Source organism: Kribbella jejuensis (assembly GCF_006715085.1).
Taxonomy (GTDB): Bacteria; Actinomycetota; Actinomycetes; order Propionibacteriales; family Kribbellaceae; genus Kribbella; species Kribbella jejuensis.
This window is the reverse complement of the sequence record NZ_VFMM01000001.1, coordinates 959,221-980,101: the sequence shown is the minus strand read 5'-3', so window position 1 is coordinate 980,101 and position 20,881 is coordinate 959,221. Positions and strand designations below refer to the sequence as shown.

The 20,881-nt window shown below is 68.6% G+C and carries 21 protein-coding genes and 1 tRNA gene; 12 read left to right on the top strand and 10 right to left on the bottom strand.

Going from position 1 to position 20,881, the window contains the following annotated elements; all coding sequences use genetic code 11:
• Positions 1 to 10: 10 nt before the first annotated feature.
• Positions 11 to 1,468 (top strand): DHA2 family efflux MFS transporter permease subunit, encoded by a 1,458-nt coding sequence (locus FB475_RS04695; RefSeq protein WP_238331959.1) that lies wholly within the window; start codon positions 11 to 13, stop codon positions 1,466 to 1,468.
• A complete protein-coding gene (locus tag FB475_RS04690; protein WP_185759070.1) occupies positions 1,446 to 2,084 on the top strand; it encodes a TMEM175 family protein in 639 nt (212 codons plus the stop codon). Before FB475_RS04695 ends, FB475_RS04690 begins: the two co-directional genes overlap by 23 nt.
• Here FB475_RS04690 and FB475_RS04685 read toward each other — a convergent pair.
• The 4 genes from FB475_RS04685 to FB475_RS04670 all read right to left on the bottom strand — a co-directional run bounded on the left by FB475_RS04685 (position 2,038) and on the right by FB475_RS04670 (position 6,374).
• Positions 2,038 to 3,582, bottom strand: coding sequence for a carboxylesterase/lipase family protein (locus tag FB475_RS04685; RefSeq protein WP_202878255.1), 1,545 nt, complete (start codon positions 3,580 to 3,582; stop codon positions 2,038 to 2,040). The two genes, FB475_RS04690 and FB475_RS04685, sit on opposite strands and share 47 nt — an antisense overlap.
• A 57-nt stretch (positions 3,583 to 3,639) precedes the next feature.
• Positions 3,640 to 4,410 (bottom strand): precorrin-6A synthase (deacetylating), encoded by a 771-nt coding sequence (gene cobF, locus FB475_RS04680; RefSeq protein ID WP_141852862.1) that lies wholly within the window; start codon positions 4,408 to 4,410, stop codon positions 3,640 to 3,642.
• Positions 4,411 to 4,428: 18 nt separating this feature from the next.
• On the bottom strand, positions 4,429 to 5,916 hold the full coding sequence (gene zwf / locus FB475_RS04675) for a glucose-6-phosphate dehydrogenase (protein ID WP_141852860.1): 1,488 nt from the start codon (positions 5,914 to 5,916) through the stop codon (positions 4,429 to 4,431).
• A gap of 71 nt (positions 5,917 to 5,987) precedes the next feature.
• Entirely contained in the window at positions 5,988 to 6,374 is a 387-nt protein-coding gene (locus tag FB475_RS04670; protein WP_141852858.1) for a VOC family protein, read from the bottom strand.
• A gap of 59 nt (positions 6,375 to 6,433) precedes the next feature.
• On the opposite strand from FB475_RS04670, the gene FB475_RS04665 reads away from it, so the two are divergent.
• From FB475_RS04665 to FB475_RS04650, 4 genes are read left to right on the top strand one after another with little or no spacing between them, the layout of a single operon-like run.
• Positions 6,434 to 6,763 (top strand): YciI family protein, encoded by a 330-nt coding sequence (locus FB475_RS04665; RefSeq protein ID WP_141852855.1) that lies wholly within the window; start codon positions 6,434 to 6,436, stop codon positions 6,761 to 6,763.
• The gene (locus FB475_RS04660; protein WP_141852853.1) at positions 6,760 to 7,959 is read left to right on the top strand and encodes an RNA polymerase sigma factor; all 1,200 of its coding nucleotides are present in this window, start codon (positions 6,760 to 6,762) and stop codon (positions 7,957 to 7,959) included. The genes FB475_RS04665 and FB475_RS04660 overlap by 4 nt, the downstream gene beginning before the upstream one ends.
• A gap of 18 nt (positions 7,960 to 7,977) precedes the next feature.
• Positions 7,978 to 8,607: a maleylpyruvate isomerase family mycothiol-dependent enzyme gene (locus FB475_RS04655; RefSeq protein WP_141852851.1), complete on the top strand. Its 630-nt coding sequence runs from the start codon at positions 7,978 to 7,980 to the stop codon at positions 8,605 to 8,607.
• Positions 8,604 to 8,990, top strand: coding sequence for a VOC family protein (locus tag FB475_RS04650; RefSeq protein ID WP_185759068.1), 387 nt, complete (start codon positions 8,604 to 8,606; stop codon positions 8,988 to 8,990). Before FB475_RS04655 ends, FB475_RS04650 begins: the two co-directional genes overlap by 4 nt.
• On the opposite strand, the gene FB475_RS04645 is transcribed toward FB475_RS04650, so the two are convergent.
• The gene (locus tag FB475_RS04645; RefSeq protein WP_141852849.1) at positions 8,987 to 10,480 is read right to left on the bottom strand and encodes a serine hydrolase; all 1,494 of its coding nucleotides are present in this window, start codon (positions 10,478 to 10,480) and stop codon (positions 8,987 to 8,989) included. The genes FB475_RS04650 and FB475_RS04645 overlap by 4 nt on opposite strands.
• A gap of 98 nt (positions 10,481 to 10,578) precedes the next feature.
• Between FB475_RS04645 and FB475_RS04640 the strand changes: the two genes are divergently transcribed.
• Entirely contained in the window at positions 10,579 to 11,112 is a 534-nt protein-coding gene (locus FB475_RS04640; RefSeq protein ID WP_141852847.1) for a helix-turn-helix domain-containing protein, read from the top strand.
• On the opposite strand, the gene FB475_RS04635 is transcribed toward FB475_RS04640, so the two are convergent.
• Genes FB475_RS04635 through FB475_RS37425 form a run of 3 tightly spaced genes read right to left on the bottom strand, consistent with a single transcriptional unit; the run spans position 11,046 to position 14,181 of the window.
• Positions 11,046 to 12,263, bottom strand: coding sequence for an SAM-dependent methyltransferase (locus FB475_RS04635; RefSeq protein WP_141852845.1), 1,218 nt, complete (start codon positions 12,261 to 12,263; stop codon positions 11,046 to 11,048). The two genes, FB475_RS04640 and FB475_RS04635, sit on opposite strands and share 67 nt — an antisense overlap.
• Positions 12,260 to 12,937: a DUF1365 domain-containing protein gene (locus FB475_RS37430; protein WP_141852843.1), complete on the bottom strand. Its 678-nt coding sequence runs from the start codon at positions 12,935 to 12,937 to the stop codon at positions 12,260 to 12,262. Before FB475_RS37430 ends, FB475_RS04635 begins: the two co-directional genes overlap by 4 nt.
• Positions 12,934 to 14,181, bottom strand: coding sequence for an NAD(P)/FAD-dependent oxidoreductase (locus FB475_RS37425; RefSeq protein WP_141852841.1), 1,248 nt, complete (start codon positions 14,179 to 14,181; stop codon positions 12,934 to 12,936). The genes FB475_RS37430 and FB475_RS37425 overlap by 4 nt, the downstream gene beginning before the upstream one ends.
• 92 nt (positions 14,182 to 14,273) lie before the next feature.
• Between FB475_RS37425 and FB475_RS04620 the strand changes: the two genes are divergently transcribed.
• The 4 genes from FB475_RS04620 to FB475_RS04605 are packed head-to-tail and all read left to right on the top strand — an operon-like array spanning position 14,274 to position 17,975.
• Complete coding sequence (locus tag FB475_RS04620; protein WP_141852839.1) at positions 14,274 to 15,161, top strand: MerR family transcriptional regulator; 888 nt, start codon at positions 14,274 to 14,276, stop codon at positions 15,159 to 15,161.
• On the top strand, positions 15,158 to 16,630 hold the full coding sequence (locus FB475_RS04615) for an SDR family oxidoreductase (protein ID WP_141852837.1): 1,473 nt from the start codon (positions 15,158 to 15,160) through the stop codon (positions 16,628 to 16,630). The genes FB475_RS04620 and FB475_RS04615 overlap by 4 nt, the downstream gene beginning before the upstream one ends.
• Positions 16,627 to 17,064, top strand: coding sequence for an SRPBCC family protein (locus FB475_RS04610; protein ID WP_141852835.1), 438 nt, complete (start codon positions 16,627 to 16,629; stop codon positions 17,062 to 17,064). The genes FB475_RS04615 and FB475_RS04610 overlap by 4 nt, the downstream gene beginning before the upstream one ends.
• Positions 17,061 to 17,975, top strand: a complete 915-nt coding sequence (locus tag FB475_RS04605) for an SDR family NAD(P)-dependent oxidoreductase (protein WP_141852832.1) — start codon at positions 17,061 to 17,063, stop codon at positions 17,973 to 17,975. The genes FB475_RS04610 and FB475_RS04605 overlap by 4 nt, the downstream gene beginning before the upstream one ends.
• On the opposite strand, the gene FB475_RS04600 is transcribed toward FB475_RS04605, so the two are convergent.
• Positions 17,968 to 18,999, bottom strand: a complete 1,032-nt coding sequence (locus tag FB475_RS04600; protein WP_141852830.1) for an aldo/keto reductase — start codon at positions 18,997 to 18,999, stop codon at positions 17,968 to 17,970. The two genes, FB475_RS04605 and FB475_RS04600, sit on opposite strands and share 8 nt — an antisense overlap.
• 123 nt (positions 19,000 to 19,122) lie before the next feature.
• Here FB475_RS04600 and FB475_RS04595 point away from each other — a divergent pair, with 123 nt between their 5' ends.
• Complete coding sequence (locus FB475_RS04595; protein WP_141852828.1) at positions 19,123 to 19,986, top strand: AraC family transcriptional regulator; 864 nt, start codon at positions 19,123 to 19,125, stop codon at positions 19,984 to 19,986.
• 692 nt (positions 19,987 to 20,678) lie between these two features.
• Here the strand turns inward: FB475_RS04595 and FB475_RS04590 are convergent.
• Positions 20,679 to 20,750: transfer RNA gene (locus FB475_RS04590), tRNA-Arg, on the bottom strand.
• Between the last annotated feature and the right edge of the window lie 131 nt (positions 20,751 to 20,881).

The window sequence follows — 20,881 nt, the reverse complement described above, 5'->3', positions numbered from 1 at the left end:
GGAGAAGGCTGTGGCTGTAGGCGAGTTGGTGGACGGCGTCGGGGCGGTTGCGGCGCGCGGGCGGGCGAAGGCGCTGGTCGTGCTCTGCGTGATGCAGTTGATGATCATTCTGGACGGGACCGTGGTGACGGTCGCGTTGCCGACGATCCAAGGGGATCTGGGCTTTTCGCAGGCCGGGCTGGCCTGGGTGATGAACTCGTACCTGATCGCGTTCGCGGGCCTGTTGCTACTGGCCGGGCGGATCGGCGACCTCGTCGGGAGCAAGCGCGTCTTCGTCGCGGGGCTCGGGTTGTTCACGGCTGCGTCGTTGTGGTGCGGACTGGCGACCGACGCCGGCGCGCTGATCGCCGGGCGGTTCCTGCAGGGGGTCGGTGGGGCGCTCGCGTCGGCGGTGATTCTGGGGATGATCGTGAACCTGTTCCCGGCACCGGGCGAGCAGGCGCGGGCGATGGGCGTCTACAGCTTCACCGCGGCCAGCGGTGCGTCGATCGGCCTCATCTTCGGTGGCGTGATCACGCAGACGATCGGCTGGCACTGGGCGTTCCTCATCAACGTCCCGATCGGTCTGGCGGCGCTCGTGTTCGCCGTACGGCTGCTGGCTCATCAACCGGGTCTCGGCCTTGCGAACGGTGCAGACGTGGTCGGCGCAGTACTGGTAACCGCCGGGTTGTCCCTGGCCGTGTACACGATCGTCCAGACGGCAGAACCGCAAGCGACGCTGCCCCGGACGCTCTTGGAAGCGACCGCGGCGGTCCTGCTGCTGACGGCGTTCGTCGTACGGCAGGCACGCATCAAGAACCCACTGCTTGCCCTACGCATCTTCCGTAAGCGCCAGCTCACCGTGGCCAACCTCATCGTCGTCCTGCTCTTCGCCGCCGGCTTCGGCTTCCAGTTCACCACCGCGCTCTACGTGCAGCGCGTACTCGGCTACGACTCGCTCACGACCGGCCTGGCGTTCCTGCCCGCGCCCCTCATGAACGCACTGATGTCCCTGTCACTCGCGCCACGCCTGACCGTCCGCTTCGGCCCGCGCAAGATGCTGATCGCGGGACTCCTCGTCTTCCTGCTGGCACTGCTCTGGATCAGCAGGGCGCCAGTGGACGGCTCGTACGTCGTCGACGTCGGACCGGTGCTCGCCGTCATGGGCGCAGGCATCGGTGTGGCGATCCCGGCCGCCATCATGTTGGCCATGTCCGGTGCGGATCCGAGCGACGCCGGACTGGCATCAGGACTGAACAACACCGCTCAGCAAGCCGGTGCAGCCGTCGGAACCGCAGTACTCGCCACGCTCGCGGCCTCGACCACTGCCGGCCGCGCAGCCGAAGGGGAACTGCTCGCGCTGCGGGACGGCTACGGCGCAGCCTGGCTGGCTGCGGCCGGTTTCGTACTCGCGGCCGCCGTGCTGGCAGTCACGATGCTCCGGAAAACAGCTACTGTTGGCGGCCGTGAGTACGACGAGAGACCCTGACCGGCTGGTGCTGTTCACGGACGCGGTCGTCGCGATCGCCATCACGCTGCTCGTACTGCCACTGGTGGACCTGGTGCCCGAGGTGAAGAGCCACGGCGGTGACGCCGCCAGTGTGATCACCGAGCACCGGCAGGAGATCTTCACGTTCCTGCTGAGCTTCGTCGTGATCGCGAACTTCTGGCTGGGGCACCACCGGATCTTCGAGCATGTCCGGTTCTACACCCCGGGCCTCATGCGGCTGAACCTGCTCTGGCTGCTCACGATCGTCGTGCTGCCGTTCACCACCGAGATCATCGGCGCGTTCGACAGCGATCGGTTCGTCGCCGGTCTGTACATCGGAACCATCCTTGTGCTCAGCATCTGTCAGTCCGGGCTCGCCGTGATGGTCCGCGGGCACCGGGAGCTCGAGGCACCGGACAACCCGGTCAGTCAACGGGAGCTGGTCGGCTCCCTGGTGCTGACCGGGTTCACGCTGGTCGCGTTCCTGCTCGGCTCCCTCGTGCCGGGCGTCAACTTCTACGCGATGCTGCTGCTACTCCTGCCGTCGATGGTGATGCGGGTGTGGCGCATCAAGCACCCAGAGACGCCCAGAAGTCACACTGGTGTTCCGAGCTGATGCTGACGTTGCGGATGCCGGTCTGGTCGGTCGGTGCGAGTGAGAGGCCGCTGACCGACCCGCCGGTGGTAGGGGACCACTGCGGGCGGCCGGGACCGTTCGGGTTGCCGGTGCGGGCGAAGGCCGTCCAGTAGTCGATCATCTGGTTCGACAGCGTCTGCTGGGTCGCGGACATCGGCAGGTCGAACCCGCCGAGCCGGAACAGGTACGGCAGCTCCATGGCATGTGCGGCGCCCAGCCCCGGCGTCGAAATCGGTGAGTGCTTGTCCGCGAACTCGTACGCGTACACAGGCATCTTCCGAGCGGCCTGCTGATCCGTGGCGACCTGCGTGCACGACCAGATCCGGTCCGTCGTCACAGCACCCCACGCCGCGGCCGCGGACTCGTAGCGGGACTGCGGGTAGTGACGCAGTACCGCAGGCGCCTTCGCAGCGCCGACCATGTTCTTCACCAGCGCCGGGTAGTCCTTGATGTCTCCGAACGCGGGCAGCCACCCGTTCGCCTCGTCGTGGTTGTTTCCGGAGATGATCGGCACCCGGTGGAACAGCCCGGCCTTCATCGCCTTCGCGGGGCTGAACGGCACGGCGGCACTTTCGCCGTACCCGATCTGGGTGAACTGCATGAGGTCGTCCATGAGTACGTCGGTCTTGAGGCCGCGCAGGCACTCGATCGTGGTGCAGGACAGCTTCTTGCTCTTCGCCCAGTCCTTGCCGTTCGCCTCGACCCGGCGCGCCGGGATCCACGGCGAGTCCGCGGCCTGGCCCGGGTACTGGCTGTTGTCGGCCCAGTTGAACGCGCACGAGCCGCTCTGCATGATCGCCTTCGCGAACAGGCCTGTCGACGTCGGGGAGGTGAGTTGCGTGCAGACGCTCATCCCGCCGGCCGATTCGCCCGCGACCGTGACGTTGCGCCGGTCGCCGCCGAACGCGCGGGCGTTCCGCTGCACCCAGCGCAGCGCCGCCTGCTGATCCTGCACGCCGAACGTCCCTGAGCCCGGCAGACCGGGGTATCCGAAGAAACCGAAGATGCCGAGCCGGTAGTTGACCGTGACAACGACCACGTCACCGCGCGCCGCGAACTTCGAAGCCTCGTAGCTGCTGCCGGCACCGGAGAAGAACCCGCCGCCGGGTATCCACACGACCACCGCACGCGGCTTGGTGGACGGTTTCGCCGGCGTCGTCACGTTCAGATAGAGGCAGTCCTCGGTGGTCGACCCGTCCGGCGCTTCGGAATTCGGTTGCTGCGGGCAAAGATTCGCGATCTCCGACGGCCGTACGCCGTTCCAGGCCCGAACCGGCTGCGGCGCCTTCCATCGCAACGCACCAACGGGCGGAGCGGCGTACGGGATCCCGTCGTAAACGAGGGCATCGCCGACGGTCCTGCTCGCCACCAGCCCTTTGTCGGTCCGCACCGTAGTAGAAGGTTGCGCAGCCTCACCAGGCGCCGCGAAAGCCACCGACAGTCCGCTCGCCGCCAACACCGCCAAGATTCTCTTCATACCCAGCAGCCTCTGCCGGACACGTCCGAGACGGCTTCGGTCGGACGGCCAAAGCCACTAAGACTTTGGTCTACCCGGACGCCTCAAGAGGTACGTATCCATGATCCACCCCTTGCGCTCGCGGGCCTCGGCGCGGGCCTTCTCGATCTCGGGCGCGACCTCGTGCAACGGCCCCGAGATCAGCAGTTCATCCGGTGTTCCCAGATAGGCGCCCCAGTAGATGTCGGCGTCCTGGTCGACATGTCGGCTGAACGCTGTCTGCGCATCCAGCATCACCACGACGTCGTCCACCCCGTCCGGCCACTCGGCAGCGAGGCGGCGGCCGGTGGTGATCTGGATCGGGCGGCCGACCTGGTTCAGCCCGACCCGGTGCCGGGCGGCCAGCGTCGACACGCTGCTGATGCCGGGGATCACCTCCACCTCGAACGCCAGCTCGCCGCGCGCGGTGATGTCGTCGAGGATCGCCAGCGTGCTGTCGTACAGCGACGGATCGCCCCAGACCAGGAACGCCCCGACCTGGTCCTCGCCCAGCTCGGCCGCGATCAGCTCCGCGATCACGTCGGCGCGGCGGCGCCGCCAGTCGTCGACGGCTTCGACGTACGCCGGTGTCGTCCGGTCCCGCTCCGGATCCTGGCCGACGACGACGCGGTACTGCTTCGAGGTCGCGTACCGCCGGAGGATCTCCGACCGGAGATCGACCAGCTCCTGCTTGACCTCGCCCTTGTCGAGCACGAAGAACACGTCGGTCCGGTTCAGCGCCGACACGGCCTGCATCGTCACCTGTTCCGGATCGCCCGCACCGACCCCGATGACCAGAATCTCCCGCATGCGCGGCAGCCTAACGAACTACTCCCGCCACTCCCGCTCGAAGGGGAGCCGCCAGGCGCGCGGGGCGATCAGCTGGTGGATCGCGTTCGGGCCCCAGGTGCCGGGCTGGTACGGCTTGACGGGCGGCGGGTCCTCGAGCAGCGGCGCGGAGCGGTCCCACAGCGACTCGATGCCCTCGGCGGTGGTGAACAGCGTGTGGTCCCCGCGCATCGCGTCCAGGATCAGCCGCTCGTACGCCTCGAGTACGTCGGCGGCGCCGGCCGTCTCCTGCGTGGAGAACTGCATCGACAGCTTCTCCAGCCGCATGCCCGGCCCGGGGCGCTTGCCGTAGAACGACAGCGACACCCGCGACGAGTCGGCCAGGTCGAAGGTCAGGTGGTCCGGGCCTTCCGAGCCGACCCCGGAACCGGCCGGGAACATCGTCTTCGGTGCCTCCTTGAACGCGATCGAGATGATCCGCTGGCCCTCGGCCATCTTCTTCCCGGTCCGCAGGAAGAACGGCACGCCCGCCCAGCGCCAGTTGTCGATCTCGACCTTCAGCGCGATGAACGTCTCGGTGTCGGAATCCGGCGCGACACCCTGCTCGTGGCGGTAACCGGAGTACTGACCGCGAACGACGCAGGCCGGGTCCAGCGGCAGCATCGACCGGAAGACCTTGTTCTTCTCCTCCGAGATCGCCCGCGGTTCCAGGGCCGTCGGCGGCTCCATCGCGACGAACGACATCACCTGCATCAGGTGCGTGACGACCATGTCCTTGAACGCGCCGGTCGGCTCGTAGAAGGTGGCCCGCTGGTCCAGGCCGAGCGACTCGGGGATGTCGATCTGCACGTGGTCGATGAAGTTGCGGTTCCAGATCGGCTCGAACAGGCCGTTCGCGAACCGGAAGGCGAGGATGTTCAGCGCGGCTTCCTTGCCGAGGAAGTGGTCGATCCGGAAGATCTGCGACTCGTCGAAGGTCTCGTGGACGAAGTCGTTGAGCTCGATCGCGCTGGCCAGGTCGTCGCCGAACGGCTTCTCCATCACCACCCGGGCGCGCTCGACCAGATCGGCGTCCCGGAGCATCGCGATGACTGCCTGGGCCGCCTTCGGCGGCACCGACAGGTAGTGCAGCCGCCGGGTGTCCGGGCCGAGCAGCTCCTCGGCCGCCTTCACCGCGGCCGCGAGCGCCTCCGGTCCGGCCGTCACCGGCACGTACTCGAGCGTCTCGGCGAACTGCGCCCACTGCTCGTCGGTCAGCTTGTGCATGCCGAACGTCTCGACCGCCTCCCGGGCGCGGCCCCGGAACTCCTCGGTGGTCAGGTCCTCGGTCGCCGTACCGATGATCCGGACGTCGGGGGTGAACCGGGACTGCTGCAGATAGGCCAGGCCCGGCAGCAGCTTGCGCTTGGCCAGGTCACCGGTCGCGCCGAACAGCACGATCACATGCGGGGCCAGCGGATCCGGATCCCGCCGTGACGGCCGCGACCCGGGCGCCGGATACGCAATGGTCTGGATACGGTCAGGCATTCAGTCCTCCCGAGGACGCCACCGGAGCCAACACTCTCCGCAGTCTAGGTCGCTCCGGTGACAACCCGGCGTCAGGCTGATTGCCAGAGGCCGAGAATATTGCCCTCCGGGTCCTTGAAGTACGCGGCGAAGCCCATGTCGCCGACCGGCAGCTTCTCGCCGACCCGCTCCCCGCCGAGGCTCTCGATCGTCTTCCACGCCGCGTCGATGTCGGATACGTCGACGGTCAGCACCGGCCGGGTGAGATCGGCGTTGCCGGTGCCGCGCTGGAACATCCCGCCGTTGATGAAGCCCGGTTCGGCCGGCATCTGCTGGTCGTTCACCGGCCCGGTGGACACCATCGTGTAGTTCAGTTCGGGCATCTCCATCAGGTTCCACCCGAACGCCTCGCGGTAGAACGCCCGCGCTCGCTCACCGTCGTCGTACGGCACCTCGAAGTGCACGATCCGACCTGTCATCGCCGTACCTCCCCCAAAGAGTTCCTTGCTGCCGACGCTAGACCTGCGAGGATGAGGGCGTGAAGTACCTGCTGATGATTGCCGGCGACGAGTCCGCGGCGGCGCACGCGAACGACGGCTGCGGCGGCTGGACCGAGGAGATGGAAGCCCGCGGCGTGGTGGCGGGCGGGGCCGGGTTGCGGCCGCCGGACGAGGCCACCACGGTCCGGGTTCGCGACGGCGACGTACTGCTCACCGACGGGCCGTTCGCCGAGACCAAGGAACAGATCGGCGGCTTCGTGCTGATCGACTGCGCCGATCTGGACGAGGCGATCGAGATCGCGGCGAAGCACCCGGCCGCCGGGTACGGCACGATCGAGATCCGGCCCGTGTTCGAGCCGCCGGTGTGACGTTCGAGGAGATCTACCGGCAGGAGTGGGGCCAGGTGGTCGCCACGCTGATCCGGTTGACCGGCGACTGGCAGTTGGCTGAGGAGTGCGCGCAGGAAGCCTTTGCGGCGGCGCTCCAGCGCTGGCCGTCCGACGGCGTACCCGACCGGCCTGGTGCGTGGCTGACGACGACCGCACGCAACCGTGCGATCGACTGGCTGCGCCGCGAGGCTGTGGGCGCGGCCAAGCTGCAGGAGATCGCGGCGCTCGGCGTAGACCAGCAAGAGCAGCAAGAGCAGCAGTACGACGTACCGGACGACCGGCTGCGGTTGATGTTCACGTGTTGCCATCCCGCGCTGGCCATGGAGGCGCGCGTGGCCCTTACGTTGCGGACCCTGGCCGGTCTGAGTACGGCGGAGATCGCCCGCGCGTTCCTGGTACCGGAGACGACCATGTCGAAGCGGCTGACGCGGGCGAAGCAGAAGATCCAGCACGCAGGCATCCCGTACCGCGTACCGCCCGCACGCCTCCTGCCTGAGCGCACCCCCGCAGTACTGGCCGTGCTGTACCTCCTCTTCAACGAGGGGTACTCCGATGTCGTCAGACGCCAGCTGACCACTGAAGCGATCCGCCTCGCGCGGCTGCTGCGCCAACTCATGCCGGACGAACCTGAGGCCGCTGGGCTCCTTGCGCTCATGCTCTTCCACGACGCGCGCCGCGAAACACGGCTGGCACCGGACGGAGCCCTGGTCACCCTGGACGACCAGGACCGCGCCAGGTGGGACCACGCGCAGATCGCAGAGGCCGTAGAAGTTCTGGACTCCGCACTGCACCGTGGGCATCCCGGTCCGTACCAGATCCAAGCAGCGATCGCTGCGTGTCACGCAACAGCCGCCGCGCCGGCAGAAACGGACTGGCACCAGATCGCCGCCCTGTATGCGCAACTCCCGCAAACCCCAGTGGTCGCACTCAACCGAGCTGTAGCGATCGGCATGGCAGACGGCCCGGCTGTAGGTCTCCGCCTGGTCGACGAACTGGCTGCGGGCGAGTTGACGGGCTACTACCTGCTCCCCGCGACGCGTGCGGACTTCCTCCGCCGCCTCGGCCGCCGCACCGAAGCTGCCGAGTCCTACCGGGAGGCCCTGGCACTGGCTACGACCGAGGCCGAGCGCCGCTATCTGGAGAAGAGATTGCAGGAGGTGTCTGTCACCGCCTGATCCGTTCGTCGGTCGGGTATGACGGATATCAGAGATGCTGTGGCGGGGGAGCGGACCGACCTCGCGGAGCTGCTGCGTGGACTCCCCGAGGTGGATTGGGATCGGCCGACGTTGTGTACCGGCTGGCGGGTGCGGGAGGTGGTCTCGCACATCACGATGGCATACCGGATCCGGCCGCCGCGATTCGTCGCCGGGATGATCCGGGCCGGGGGCAACTTCAACCGGTACGCCGACCGGCAGGCGCGGCAGGACGCGGAGCGGCTCACGTCGGCGGAGCTGGTCGAATGTCTGCAGCAGAACGTCGACAATCCTTGGAAACCGCCCGGTGGTGGCTTCGAGGGTGCGCTCTCGCACGACGTGATCCACGGGCTCGACATGACCATTGCCCTGGGCATCGACCGCCAGGTGCCGCACGAGCGTGTTCAGTACGTCCTCGGAGCGTTGCGGCCCAAGCATGTGAAGTACTTCGCGGTGGACCTGGCCGACGTACAGCTGCGGGCCACCGACCTACCGTGGACGTTCGGCACCGGCCGCCCGCTCACCGGTACGGCGCAGGATCTGCTGATGGTCCTCAGCGGCCGTCACCTCCCACCCGGCCACCTGTCCGGCCACGCCGCCGACCGCTTCACCGCAGGAGTTGCCCGATGATCATCAGCCTCCCGATCGACGACCGCCCACGCTCGCACGCCTTCTACCGGCAGGCCCTCGGGCTCACGCCGGTCGGCGACGAGCTCGGACCGGACGGGATCCCCGAGCCGCTGCAGTTCCGGCTCGCCGACGACGTGACGATGATGCTGATCCCGACCGGCGGGTTCGGCTGGGTCCTCGGCAAGCAGCCGGCGGCCGCACCCGGCCAGAGCGAGTGCATCCTCGGCCTGCGCGTCGACAGCGAGGAGGCTGTCGACGCGGCAGTGGCGAGGGCCGTCGCCGCGGGGGCGGTGCAGGTCACCGCACCGACCCGTGAGCCCTGGGCGTACCTCGCGACCTTCACCGACCCCGACGGGCACCTGTGGATGGTCAGTACGGACTAGAGGACGCGGTGGCTGAATGCCTTCGGCCGGCGGGTGCCAGTGGGGTGGAAGCGGAACAGCCGGCCGCTGAACCGCAGCCACTCCACCTGGCCGCTCTTGCCACGGACGAAGTCCGCACGGGTGTGGGTGGACGTGCCGTCCGGGTTGAGCGCCAGTACGAAGTCCTTGCGATAGAAGGCGAACCGGAACATCGGCTGGCCGCCAACACTCGCCGCCAGCTCGCCGTTGTCGGCCGTGACATCAAGACCGATCTCCTCGGACTTGCCGTCGAAGCCGATCTGCTGTGCGACGTACGTGCCCACGTACTCGCTCAGCCGGTGAGGCGGGCGCGGCACGGCGGGGAGGTTGTTGAGCCCTGCGAACTCCTGCAACGCCCAGTCGTCAGCGAACAGCTCAGCCAGCAGCGTCGGCCCGCTCTCGGAATTGGTGAGCAGCGTGATCGCGAAGTCCCGCTGCGGTACGAACAGGAAACCGGAGTGCTGGCCGTTCCAGTCCCCACCGTGCTGCACCACCGTCGGTCCTTGTGCTGTAGGCCGCAGCATCCAGCTGACACCGACACCGTTCAGCTCCACGAACAGCGTGCCGCCAGGGCCCGGGTGTGACTGCATGGCAAGCCTGGTGCGGTCGCTGAGCACCGGGGGAAGACCCCGGTGTCCCAGGTGGAACCGTGCGTACCGCAGCTGGTCCCGGGCGCTCGAGATCAACCCGCCTGCCGCGTGCAGGCTCCGGGGCATCGCGTCGAACAACGGCTCGGCCACGGCCTTGCCGTTGACGACGTTGTGCGCCGTAGCCACGCTCAACCCGTCCAGCTCGCTCCGGAAGAACCTGCTGTGCTCCAGCTCGAGCGGGTCGAGCAACAGCTCCCGTACGGCGGTTTCGTACGGCTTCCCGTACACGGCCTCCAGTACTCGCCCGGCGACGCCGAGGGCGGCGTTGTTGTACGAGAACACCTTTCCGAGCGGTGTGAGCTGCGGGACCTTCGTCAGATCCGCGACGTACTTCGCCAGCGCGTCGTCGCCGTCCCCGGTGTCCTCGAAGTAGTCGCCCTGCCAGCCGGCCGAGTGGTTCAGCAACTGCCGTACGGTGACCCGTCGTGCGACCGCGGGATCGGCGGCCGCGAAGTCCGGCAGGTACGCACGGACCGGCCGCTCCAGGCTGATCCGCCCCTGCTCGACCAGGCGCATGATCGCGGTCGCGGTGAACGTCTTGGACGTCGACCCGATCCGGAACGCGGTGTCCGGCGACACCGGCTCCTTGGTGTCCAAGTTGGTCACGCCGAAGCCGCGCATGTACTCGCGGCCGCGGTACCAGACCCCGAGCCCTGCGCCGGGAATCGCGTACTTCGCCATCCCGGCCTCGATCTTGTCCACCAACCGGCCGATCGCGAACGGTTCCCGGACCGTAATGGCGGATGAAGGCAGAGTGGTGAGCGCAGCAACCGGCACAGCGGCCGCCGCGGACTTGAGCAACGTACGACGGGTGAGCGACACGGCACGTCTCCTCGGGCGAAGGTGAATGCTTCCGTTTCCGCTATTATTACCACTGTTGGTATCAATGGATACCCTGAAAGAACCCTGATGGAGAGCTGATGGCGGAGTCGCCGACCCCGGTGCTGGACGTCCTGCTGCACCCGATCCGCTGGCGCATCATGCAACGGGTCCTAGGTCGCGAGGTCACCACCACGGACCTCAAACGCGACCTCCCCGACATCCCGGCGACGACGCTCTACCGCCATGTGGCAGCGCTGATCGACGCCGGCTACCTGACGGTCGTGCGCGAACGGAAGATCCGCGGCACCACCGAACGAACTCTCACCCTCGACCAGACCAAGGTCGGCCGGATCGACGAGCGTGAGGCCCGGGCGATGACCCCCGACCAGCACCGGCAGGCGTTCCTGATGATGCTCACCCGGCTGGCCGCCGACTTCGACAGAGTCATCGACAACGGCGACCTCTACCCACGCATGAACCAGGTCGGCTACTCCCAACTGGCGATGTACATGAGCCAACAGGACCTGGACGACTTCCGCGCCCGCTTCACCGAGCTGATCGAGCCCTACCTGGCCGCAGCCCCCGGCAAGGACCGGGTGGTCCTGTCGATGTTCTCGCTGCCCGACAGCTGACCCAGACGCAGTTGCCCGACGTCGAGGTACCCGGAGGCGAAGCCGGCCTCGCTGTAGGCCAGGTAGAACTCCCACGTCCGCCGGAACGTCTCGTCGAATCCCTGCTCCCGGATGAGCGGCCAGTTGGCCGCGAAGTTGTGCCGCCACCGCCGGAGCGTCTCCGCGTAGTCCGCACCGAACCGGTAGTCGTCTTCGACCGCCAGTTGTGCGTACTTCGCCAGCGTCTCGTCGATCGCGGTCCGGGACGGGATCAGCCCGCCGGGAAAGATGTACTTCTGGATCCAGCCGTACGAGTTCCGGGTGACCAGCATCCGATCGTGGTCCATCAGAATCGCCTGCAGGGCAATGGATCCGCCCGGCGCGAGCAGCCGCTCGAGCGTGCGGAAATACTCCGGCCAGTACTCGGCCCCCACCGCCTCGATCATCTCCACGCTGACGATCGCGTCGTAGGAACCGGTCACCGCGCGGTAGTCCTGTAACCGCAGTTCGACCCGATGGGTCAGTCCCGCGTCGGCGACCCGCCTCCTGGCCAGCCGCAACTGCTCGGTCGACAAGGTGATGCCGGTGACGTGCGCGCCCCGCTGAGCCGCCGCGATCGCCAGCGTGCCCCAACCGATGCCGATCTCCAGCAACCGGGTCCCGGCGCCGACGCCGGCCTGGTCCAGGATGCGCTCGACCTTACGCCGCTGAGCTTCCTCGAGGTCCTGGCCGGCGTGATCGAACAGTGCGGAGCTGTACGTCATCCCGGGGTCGAGGAACGCGGCGAACAGCGCGTTGCTGAGGTCGTAGTGCGCGCTGATGTTGCTCCGGGCACCTGTTGGGGTGTTGCGCAGCGTGCGCGGCATCCGCTTGTCCACGAGCCACCTGAGTTTGAGCAGCGGTCGCGGGACGAGTTGGGTGACCCGGGCCGCGAAGGGCGTCAGCAGCTCGCCCAGGTCGGTTCCTTCGCCGGCCGTCCAGTCGCCTGCCTGATACGCCTCGCCCAGGCCGATCTTGGGGCTGCGGGCAATGCGTTCGAACATGGCCTCCGGCCGGACGATGCGGAGCTCCGGTCCACCGCGGCCACGGACCGTCCCATCCGGGTAGACCGCGCGTACGGGTAGCTGGTCGAACATTCGGTCGACGATCAGCCGGGCGATCCGGGCCCTCATCGCTTCACCACGGGCAGTCGCCTCGCCCACAGCCACACGCCGTGCATCCGGATGAGTGCTGACACTCGCTGTGGCATCAATGGCATCCGCAGGGCAGTCGTGAGAACTGCCTTGCGCGTAGCAGGTCGCGGTACGCCGTCGAAGCTCGCGCCGAACACAGTCCGGTCGTCCTTGGACAGTCTGACCTGCACCCTGATGCGTTCACGGTCCAGCTCGAACGTGAGCCGGTAGCTGCCCGACACGTCGTAGAAGGGCGACACGTAGAACTCCTTGGCCGTACGGGCAGTGCCGTGCTCGTCCGGGCGGAGCAGGTACACGTGTCGTTCGCCGTACGTGTTGTGGACCTCGGCGACGACGTACGGGCCGTCGAGGCACCAGTAGACGGTGAGGGGGTCGAAGACGTGACCCAGTACTCGTGCGTTGGCGAGCATGACGACCCGGCCGTCGTACTCGATCCCGTTGTCGGCCAGGTAGCGCCGCAGGTCCACGTGGTCGCGCGAGTCGAAGTGCGCCAGCGGACGGAGGTACCACGGCAGCCGCGGTACGTCGTCCAGGTCGACCAGCCACTGGTACGCGCGGTGCCGGAACGCGTGCCGTACCGGACCGGACCGGGCGTGCCGGACGAAGCCGGTGACGATCGCCGGGAGTTGGGGGAGCTCTCCGGCGACCGTCACCAGCGGACCCCGAAGGACTCGGCGGCCGCGACGCCGGCGCGGCAGCCGTCCTCATGGAAGCCCCAGCCGTGGTACGCCCCCGCCAGCGCGACCCGACCGGTCTCGAGGCCTGCCAGCCGCCCCTGCGCGGCGACAGCCTCCGGGGTGTAGATGGGGTGCCGATAGTCCATCCGTGCGATCACCTTCGCCGGATCGACCGTCTCGGCACCGTTCAGTGTCACGAGGTAGGTCTCGTCGGTGTCGAGCCCCTGCAGCCGATTCATCCAGTACGTCGTCAACGGCGCGCCCGGACGTACTACGTAGTTCCATGAGGCGCGGGCGTTCTTCGTTGCGGGCAGCAACGACACGTCGGTGTGCAGGACCGTCTGGTTGTGGCTGTACTCGAAGGAACCGAGTACAGCCTTCTCGTCCGGTGTCGCGTCGGCCAACAGGGTCAGTGCTTGATCCGCGTGCGTTGCCAGAAACACCCGGTCGAAGTCCAACGTGCTGCCGTCGGCAACGGTCACCGTGACACCGTCCGGGTGTCGCTGGACGGTGCGGACCGATTGCCCGGCCCGCACCGCGTCGAGGCGGTCCGCCACGGCGTCGACGTAGACACGAGAGCCGCCCGTGACGGTCAGCCACTGGGGTGAGCCGCCGACCGAGAGCATGCCGTGGTGGTCGAGGAAGCGGAACAGGTAGCGGGCTGGGTACGTCAAGGCTGAGCTACCACCGCAGGACCACACGCAGGACACCACGGGGACGGCGTAGCGGCGGACAAACGCAGGGCTGAAGCCCTCGGCCTCCAGGAACTCTCCGAAGGTCGTCAGATCGTCCTCCGAACCCTCCGCGATATAGGCGGCCGCGCGACGGTGGAACCGGCGTACCTCGGTCAAGAGCTGCCAGAACGAGACGTCGAGGAGTCGGCGGCGCTGCGCGAACACACCGCCCACTCCACGACCTCCTGCGAACTCCAGGCCGCTGGACGGGTCGCTGATACTCATGCTCATCTCGGTCGGCTGCGTCCCCACACCGAGCTCGCCGAACAGCCGGCGCAGCAGGGGATACGTGCTGGCGTTGTGCACGATGAAACCGGTGTCGACCGCCAGCCGGCGTCCGGCCGGATCGGTCACGTCGTGGGTGTGGGCATGGCCACCCAGCCGGGACTCGGCCTCGAACAGGGTGACGTCGAACCGGCGCGCGAGCAGATAGCCGGCGGTCAGGCCGGACACGCCGGCGCCGATCACGGCCACGGATTCAGTCATCGGATGCTCCACGCTGTCGAAGGTCTGTCTAGAGATTAGGCATAAAAGTTGCACTTCGTCAAAGGTATGTCTAATGTTTGTATAGTGATCCCATGGAGACTTCGATGCCCGGCTCGTTGCGGATCGGCGCGTTGAGCAAGCGCGCCGGCGTCAGCGAGCACGTCCTGCGCGCCTGGGAAACCCGGTACGGCCTGCTGTCGCCGACGCGCTCCGCGGGCGGCTTCCGGCTGTACTCCGAGCTCGACGTCCGCCGGGTGCAGCGGATGCGCGCGTATCTCGCCGACGGCCTGTCCGCCGCGGAGGCGGCGCGTGCCGTCCTCGCCGAGCCGGTGCCTGCCCAGATGCCCGACCTGGACCCTGTCGCCGTACGGACCGCGACAGTGGGTGCCGCCGCGAGTCTCCGGGTGGCATTGGACGACCTGGACGAGCGGGCGGCCCACGTCGTACTGGACGAACTGTTCGCCACCCTGACGATCGAGGCCGTGATCCGCGACGTACTGATCCCGTACCTGCACGACCTTGGGGTCCGGTGGTCCCGCGCCGAGGTGACCGTGGCGCAGGAGCACTTCGCCAGCAACGTCGTCCGCTCGCGGCTCGCGGCGCTGTCCCGCGGCTGGGGTGGCGGCGCAGGTCCGAGGGCCCTGCTGGCCTGTCCGCCCGGGGAGCTCCACGACATCGCCCTGCTGGCCTTCGGCCTCGTCCTGCGCCGCTCCGGCTGGCGCGTGGTCTTCCTGGGCGCCGACTCCCCAATGACGGACATTGAACGCACCGCGGGAGTCGTCGAACCCGACCTGGTGATGCTGTCGGCCTCGGACGCCGCCCGCTTCGACGCGATCCGTCCCGGCCTCGCCCGGCTGGCCCAGAGCTGTTCGGTTGCGCTGGCGGGAGCGGGCGCGTCCACGGAACTCGCAGCCGCGGTCGGAGCGCGGTACGTCGACCACGACCCGGTCACCGCGGCAGAGCGGCTGGCCGAGCGATGACCCGGGTCCTGGTCACAGGGGCAACCGGCTACATCGGCGGGCGGCTGGTCCCGGAGCTGCTGACCGCGGGGTACGACGTGCGCGTCCTGGCCCGGCACCCGGAGCGGCTCGACGCCCGCCCGTGGAGGTCCCGGATCGAGGTTGTGGCCGGCGATGCGTCCGACCCGGCCGCCCTGACGAGAGCGCTGGAGGGCACCGACGTCGCCTACTACCTGATCCACTCGATGGGCTCCGGTCGGCGGTTCGAGGTGCGCGACCGGCGTACCGCACTCGCGTTCGGAAAGGTCTGCCGCGAGTCCGGAGTCGGCCGGATCGTATACCTCGGCGGGCTGTATCCGGACGAGGAGGACCTGTCGCCGCACCTCGGTTCCCGCCGCGAGGTAGGCGAGATCTTGCTGGCCAGTGGCGTACCGACGACCGTGCTGCGGGCCGCGGTGATCATCGGCTCCGGCTCGGCGTCGTTCGAGATGTTGCGCTACCTGACCGAACGGCTGCCGGTGATGGTCACGCCGCGCTGGCTGGACACACGGATCCAGCCGATCGCCGTCCGCGACGTACTGCGCTACCTGGTCGGAGCTGCGCGGATGCCGGCCGACGTGAGCCGTGGCTTCGACATCGGCGGACCGGACGTGCTGACGTACCGCGCGATGATGCAGCGCTACGCGGCCGTTGCAGGCCTGCGGCCCCGGCAGATCGTGACGGTGCCGCTGCTGACGCCCGGTCTGTCGAGTCATTGGGTCGGCCTGGTCACGCCGGTGCCGAGCGGCATCGCGCGGCCGCTCGTCGACAGCCTGGTGCACGAGGTGGTCTGCAAGGACCACGCCATCGACCAGTACGTTCCCCCGCGGCCCGAGGGCGGCATCGGGTTCGACCGGGCTGTCGAGCTCGCGCTGACGAAGGTGCACGATCTCGACGTCAGTACGTCGTGGGCGTCCGCCTCGACACCGGGCGCACCGAGCGATCCGCTGCCGAGCGATCCGGACTGGTCGGGCGGCTCGCTGTACGTCGACCAGCGCGACTGCACGGTCGGCGCGCCGCCGGAACGTCTCTGGAAGGTGATCGAGGGCATCGGTGGGCGCCGCGGCTGGTACTCGTGGCGACTCGGCTGGTGGACCCGCGGCCTGCTCGACCGGGTCGTCGGCGGCCCCGGACTGCGCCGTGGCCGGCTGCACCCCGACACCCTGTCGGTGGGCGACCCGCTCGACTGGTGGCGGGTCGAAACGTTGGAACGTGGCCGGCTGCTGCGGCTCCGCGCCGAAATGCGACTGCCGGGCGAGGCGTGGCTCGAGTTGCGCGCCGGCACCGACGAGCAAGGTCGCACGCTGTTCCGGCAGCGCGCGTTGTTCCATCCGCGCGGTCTGCCGGGGGAGCTGTACTGGGCGGCCGTCCGCCCGTTCCACGACGTCGTCTTCGGCGGCATGCAGCGCAACATCGCGCACGCCGCCGAACGAACGGAGGACAAACCATGATCGTCATCGAACGCGAAGTCACGGTAGCGGCCGACGCAGCGCGGGCCTTCGACTACCTCGCAGACTTCCGCACCACGCAGGAGTGGGATCCCGGCACGGTCCGTACCACGCTGGCCTCAGGCGACGGCGGAGTCGGTACGACGTACCACAACACGTCCCGCTTCAACGGCCGCGAGACCGAGCTCACCTACGTGGTCGAGGAGCGTGTCCGCCCGGACCGGATCGTCCTGCGCGGCGAGAACCGTACGATCGTTGCCCACGACACCATGACCTTCCATCCCGAGTCCCACCTCACCCGGGTCACGTACCGGGCGGAGTTCCGGCTCAAGGGTCTCGCCCGCTTCGTGGAACCGTTCCTGCGCAAGTCCTTCGACCGCCTCGGAGACGCGGCCGAGGAAGGACTCCGCAATGCGCTGAGCAGGTTGACCGCATGAACCTCGACACCGTGCTGGACCGTCTGGTAGTCCCCGGTTACACCCGCATCGGCTACGGCCTCCGCAGTCGCGGCTGGCCCGCCGACGACCCGGCGCCCGGCTCTTTGACCGGCAAGACTGCCGTGGTCACCGGAGCCCGCTCCGGCCTCGGCAAGGCAACTGCCGCGGGCCTCGCGCGCCTGGGCGCCACGGTCAGACTCTTGGTCCGCGACGCGGAGCGTGCCGCCTCCACGCTGGCCGATCTGCGCCGTGAGGTCCCCAGTGCGGAGTTCGTGGTCGACGAGTGCGACATCTCCGATCTGGACGCTGTACGCCGGTACGCCGCCGGGCTGATCGATCCCGTCCATGCCTTGATCCACAACGCCGGCGTGATGCCTCCTCGACGTACCGAATCCGCCCAGGGCCACGAGCTCACGCTGGCCACCCACGTTCTCGGCCCGCTCCTGCTGACCGAGCTGCTGAAACATCAGCTGTCGAGAGTCGTCTTCGTGTCCTCCGGCGGCATGTACACCCAGCCCCTCCCGACAGACCCCGAGTATCGCGAAGCCCCCTACAAACCAGCGGTCGCCTACGCCCGAAGCAAACGTGTCCAGGTCGCACTGACTCCACTCCTGGCCGCGGAGTTGACACCGGTCTTCGTCGGCGCGATGCATCCCGGCTGGTCTGAAACCCCAGGCCTCGCAGAGTCCCTTCCCGGTTTCAGCCGACTCACCAGACCCTTCCTGCGCACCGCCGAAGAAGGCGCAGACACCACGGTGTGGCTGGCCGCGACCGAATCGCGGCCCGCCACCGGCAAGTTCTGGCACGACCGTCAGATCCGCCCTGCCCATTACCTCGGTAGCACCCGCGAGTCGGACGCAGCCCGCCAACAGATGTGGAACTACTGCCGCACAGCCTGCGGCATCAGCTGAGTCCGCCGCCTGACCGGCGACGCAACTCGGCGTGCTCGATCGCGGGCGGCGTCGTCGCGTAGTTGTCCGCCGGGTCGAGCTCGGTGCCCGGCGGGACAAGCTCGTCGATCCGGTCGAGCACGTCCGCGGACAACCGGATCTCGGCGCCGGTCAACAGGCTCTCGAGTTGGTCCTGCGTCCGCGGACCGATGATGACCGAGGTCACCGCGGGATGTTCGCGAACGAACGCGGTTGCCAGTTGCGGCAACGTCAGCCCGGCCTCGGCTGCCAGGGCCGCCAGCTTGGCGGCCGTGGCCGCCTTGACCCGGCCGGTCGGCCCGGCAGGGTCGTAGCTCTCCGGCCGCAGCGTGGCCCGATGGCTCGCGGCCGGGTCTGTCCGGCCGGACAGCCAGCCTCCGTTCAACGGGCTGAAGGTGAGTACGCCAAGGCCGTGTCGCTGGGTGACGGGGAAGACCGCCGCTTCGGCTCGGCGGGTGAAGATCGAGTACATGCACTGTTCGGTCAGGTACCGGTGGGTGCCGCGGCGCTCGGCGGTCCACTGCGCCTCGACGATCGTCTCGGCCGGGAACATCGAGGAGCCGAAGGCCAGGATCTTCCCGGCCTGAACGAGATCCGACAGCGCGGCGAGGGTCTCGCCCTGGTCGGTGTCGTGGTCCGGGCGGTGCAGCTGATACAGGTCCAGGTGGTCGGTACCGAGCCGGCGCAGGCTGTTCTCCACCGAGCGTACGGTCCAGCGCCGGGAGGCGCCGCGCTGGTTCGGGTCCGCGCCCATCGGCATACCGAACTTGGTCGCCAGCACCACCTCGTCGCGCCGGGTGCGGATCGCCGTACCGACGATCTGTTCGGACTCGCCGGCGGAGTACACGTCGGCGGTGTCGATCAGGTTGACGCCGGCGTCCAGCGCCCGGTTGATGATGCGTACGGCGTCCTCGTGGTCGGGGTTGCCCATGGCACCGAACATCATCGCGCCGAGGGCGAACTCACTGACCGACATGCCGGTTGCGCCGAGGATGCGTCGTTTCACTGCCGTACTCCGTTCCTGCTGTGCCTGCCCCTGCGGGGCCTTCCTTCGATCAGACCAGCCGGTGGGACGGCAGCGTGAGCGCGATCCTGGCCGGGTCTTGCCGGATCCTGTCAAGCTGGGGACGTGGAACTGCTCGACGAGCTGCGGGGCCTGATCTGCCGGTACGCCGTGGGGTATCGGCACGAGCACAGCAGAGAGCTGCTGCCGGGGGTCCGGGTCAGCCGGCGCGACGCGCGGACCGAGCTGGAGGCCGGCATCTCGGAACCGTCGGTGGCGATCGTCGCCTCCGGTCTCAAACGGACGCTGCTGAACGGAGTGCCGTACGAGTACGGTGCTGGGCAGTACCTGGTCACCTCGCTGGATCTGCCGGTGATCGGTCAGGCGGCGAAGGCGACCCGGGAGGAACCGTTCACGGTCGTCAGCCTGCGACTCGATCCGGCCGAGATCGCGTCGCTGCTGCTGGAGCTGCCGGCGCGTCCGGCGCAGTACGGCGGTCTGGTGGTGAGCGACGCGGACGACGAGCTGCTCGATCCGGTCGTCCGGCTGCTCCGGATCGCGGACCGTCCGGACGACGTGCGGGTGCTGGCCGCGGGCATCCGCCGCGAGATCCTGTGGCGGCTGCTCACCGGCGAGCAGGGTTCGCTGGTCCGGCAGATCGGCCTCGCCGACGGCATGCTGGCGCACATCGCCGAGGCGATCCGCTGGATCCGCCGAAACCCCAGCGCCCAACTCCGCGTCGCCGACCTGGCCGAGCTGGCCGGCATGAGCCCGTCGACCTTCCACCGCCACTTCCGCGCCGCGACGTCGATGACCCCCATCCAGTTCCAGAAACAACTCCGCCTCCAGCAGGCCCGCATCCAGCTCCGAACCCGCGCCACCCCCGCCGCCACCATCGCCCACGAGGTCGGCTACGCCAGCCCCAGCCAGTTCACCCACGACTACCAAAAAGCCTTCGGCAAAACCCCCGGCGAAGACAGAACCCCCTAACCCCACCCCAGCAAGCGAAACGAAGCGCCTCACCCAGCCAATCGAGCGAAGCGACCCACAGCGGGGGTCCGGGTCGAGCCCCCGACAAGCGAGCGAGCGAAGCGAAGTGCCCCACCTGCCGAGTGTCCGAGTCCGACGAGGTAAGCGGAGCGACCTGCGCCGGGTCGAGGGGAGCCCGCCCCACGACAAGCGAGCGAGCGAAGCGAGGCGGCCTAACCACCAAGCGAGCGAGCGGAGCGAAGCGCCCAGGTCTGCCAACTGAGCGAAGCGACCTCACGCCGGGGGTCCGGGAGGCGGAGCCGCGTACCCAGGCAAGCGAGCGAAGCGAAGCGTGTAGACCAACCCGAGCGAGCGAAGCGAAGCGTCTCCACCAGCCCGAGTGAGCGAGCGGAGCGAAGCGCCCCGTCCGACCAAGCGAGCGGAGCAACCTCCGGCGGGGTCCGGGTCGGCCTCGACAAGCGAGCGAGCGAGGCGAATCACTCCCATAAGAACCAGGGGAGCGAAGCGGCCCAGCGGCTGAGTGAGCGAGCGGAGCGAAGCGCCCGGGCGGACTGAGGGAGCGGAGCGACTCACGGTGGGGGTCCGGGGGGCGGAGCCCTCCCGGGGCGGGGTCTGGGGGCTCCGCCCCCAGAAAACACGGCGGCCGATCACTGTGCGCGCTCTTTGCGCACAAGGATCGGCCAGATCGGTCGCGCCCCCGGCAGGATTCGAACCTGCGCACCCGCCTCCGGAGGGCGGTGCTCTATCCCCTGAGCTACGGGGGCTCAGGAACGAGCAGAACAGTAGCAGGAACTGGGGCCGGATCCCGAATCGGGGTGTGGTCCGGCGTGGTGCTCCGGAACTGGTTCCAGGATCACCCTGAGCGGACCCTGGAAGACCGCCGCGGTGGGATCAG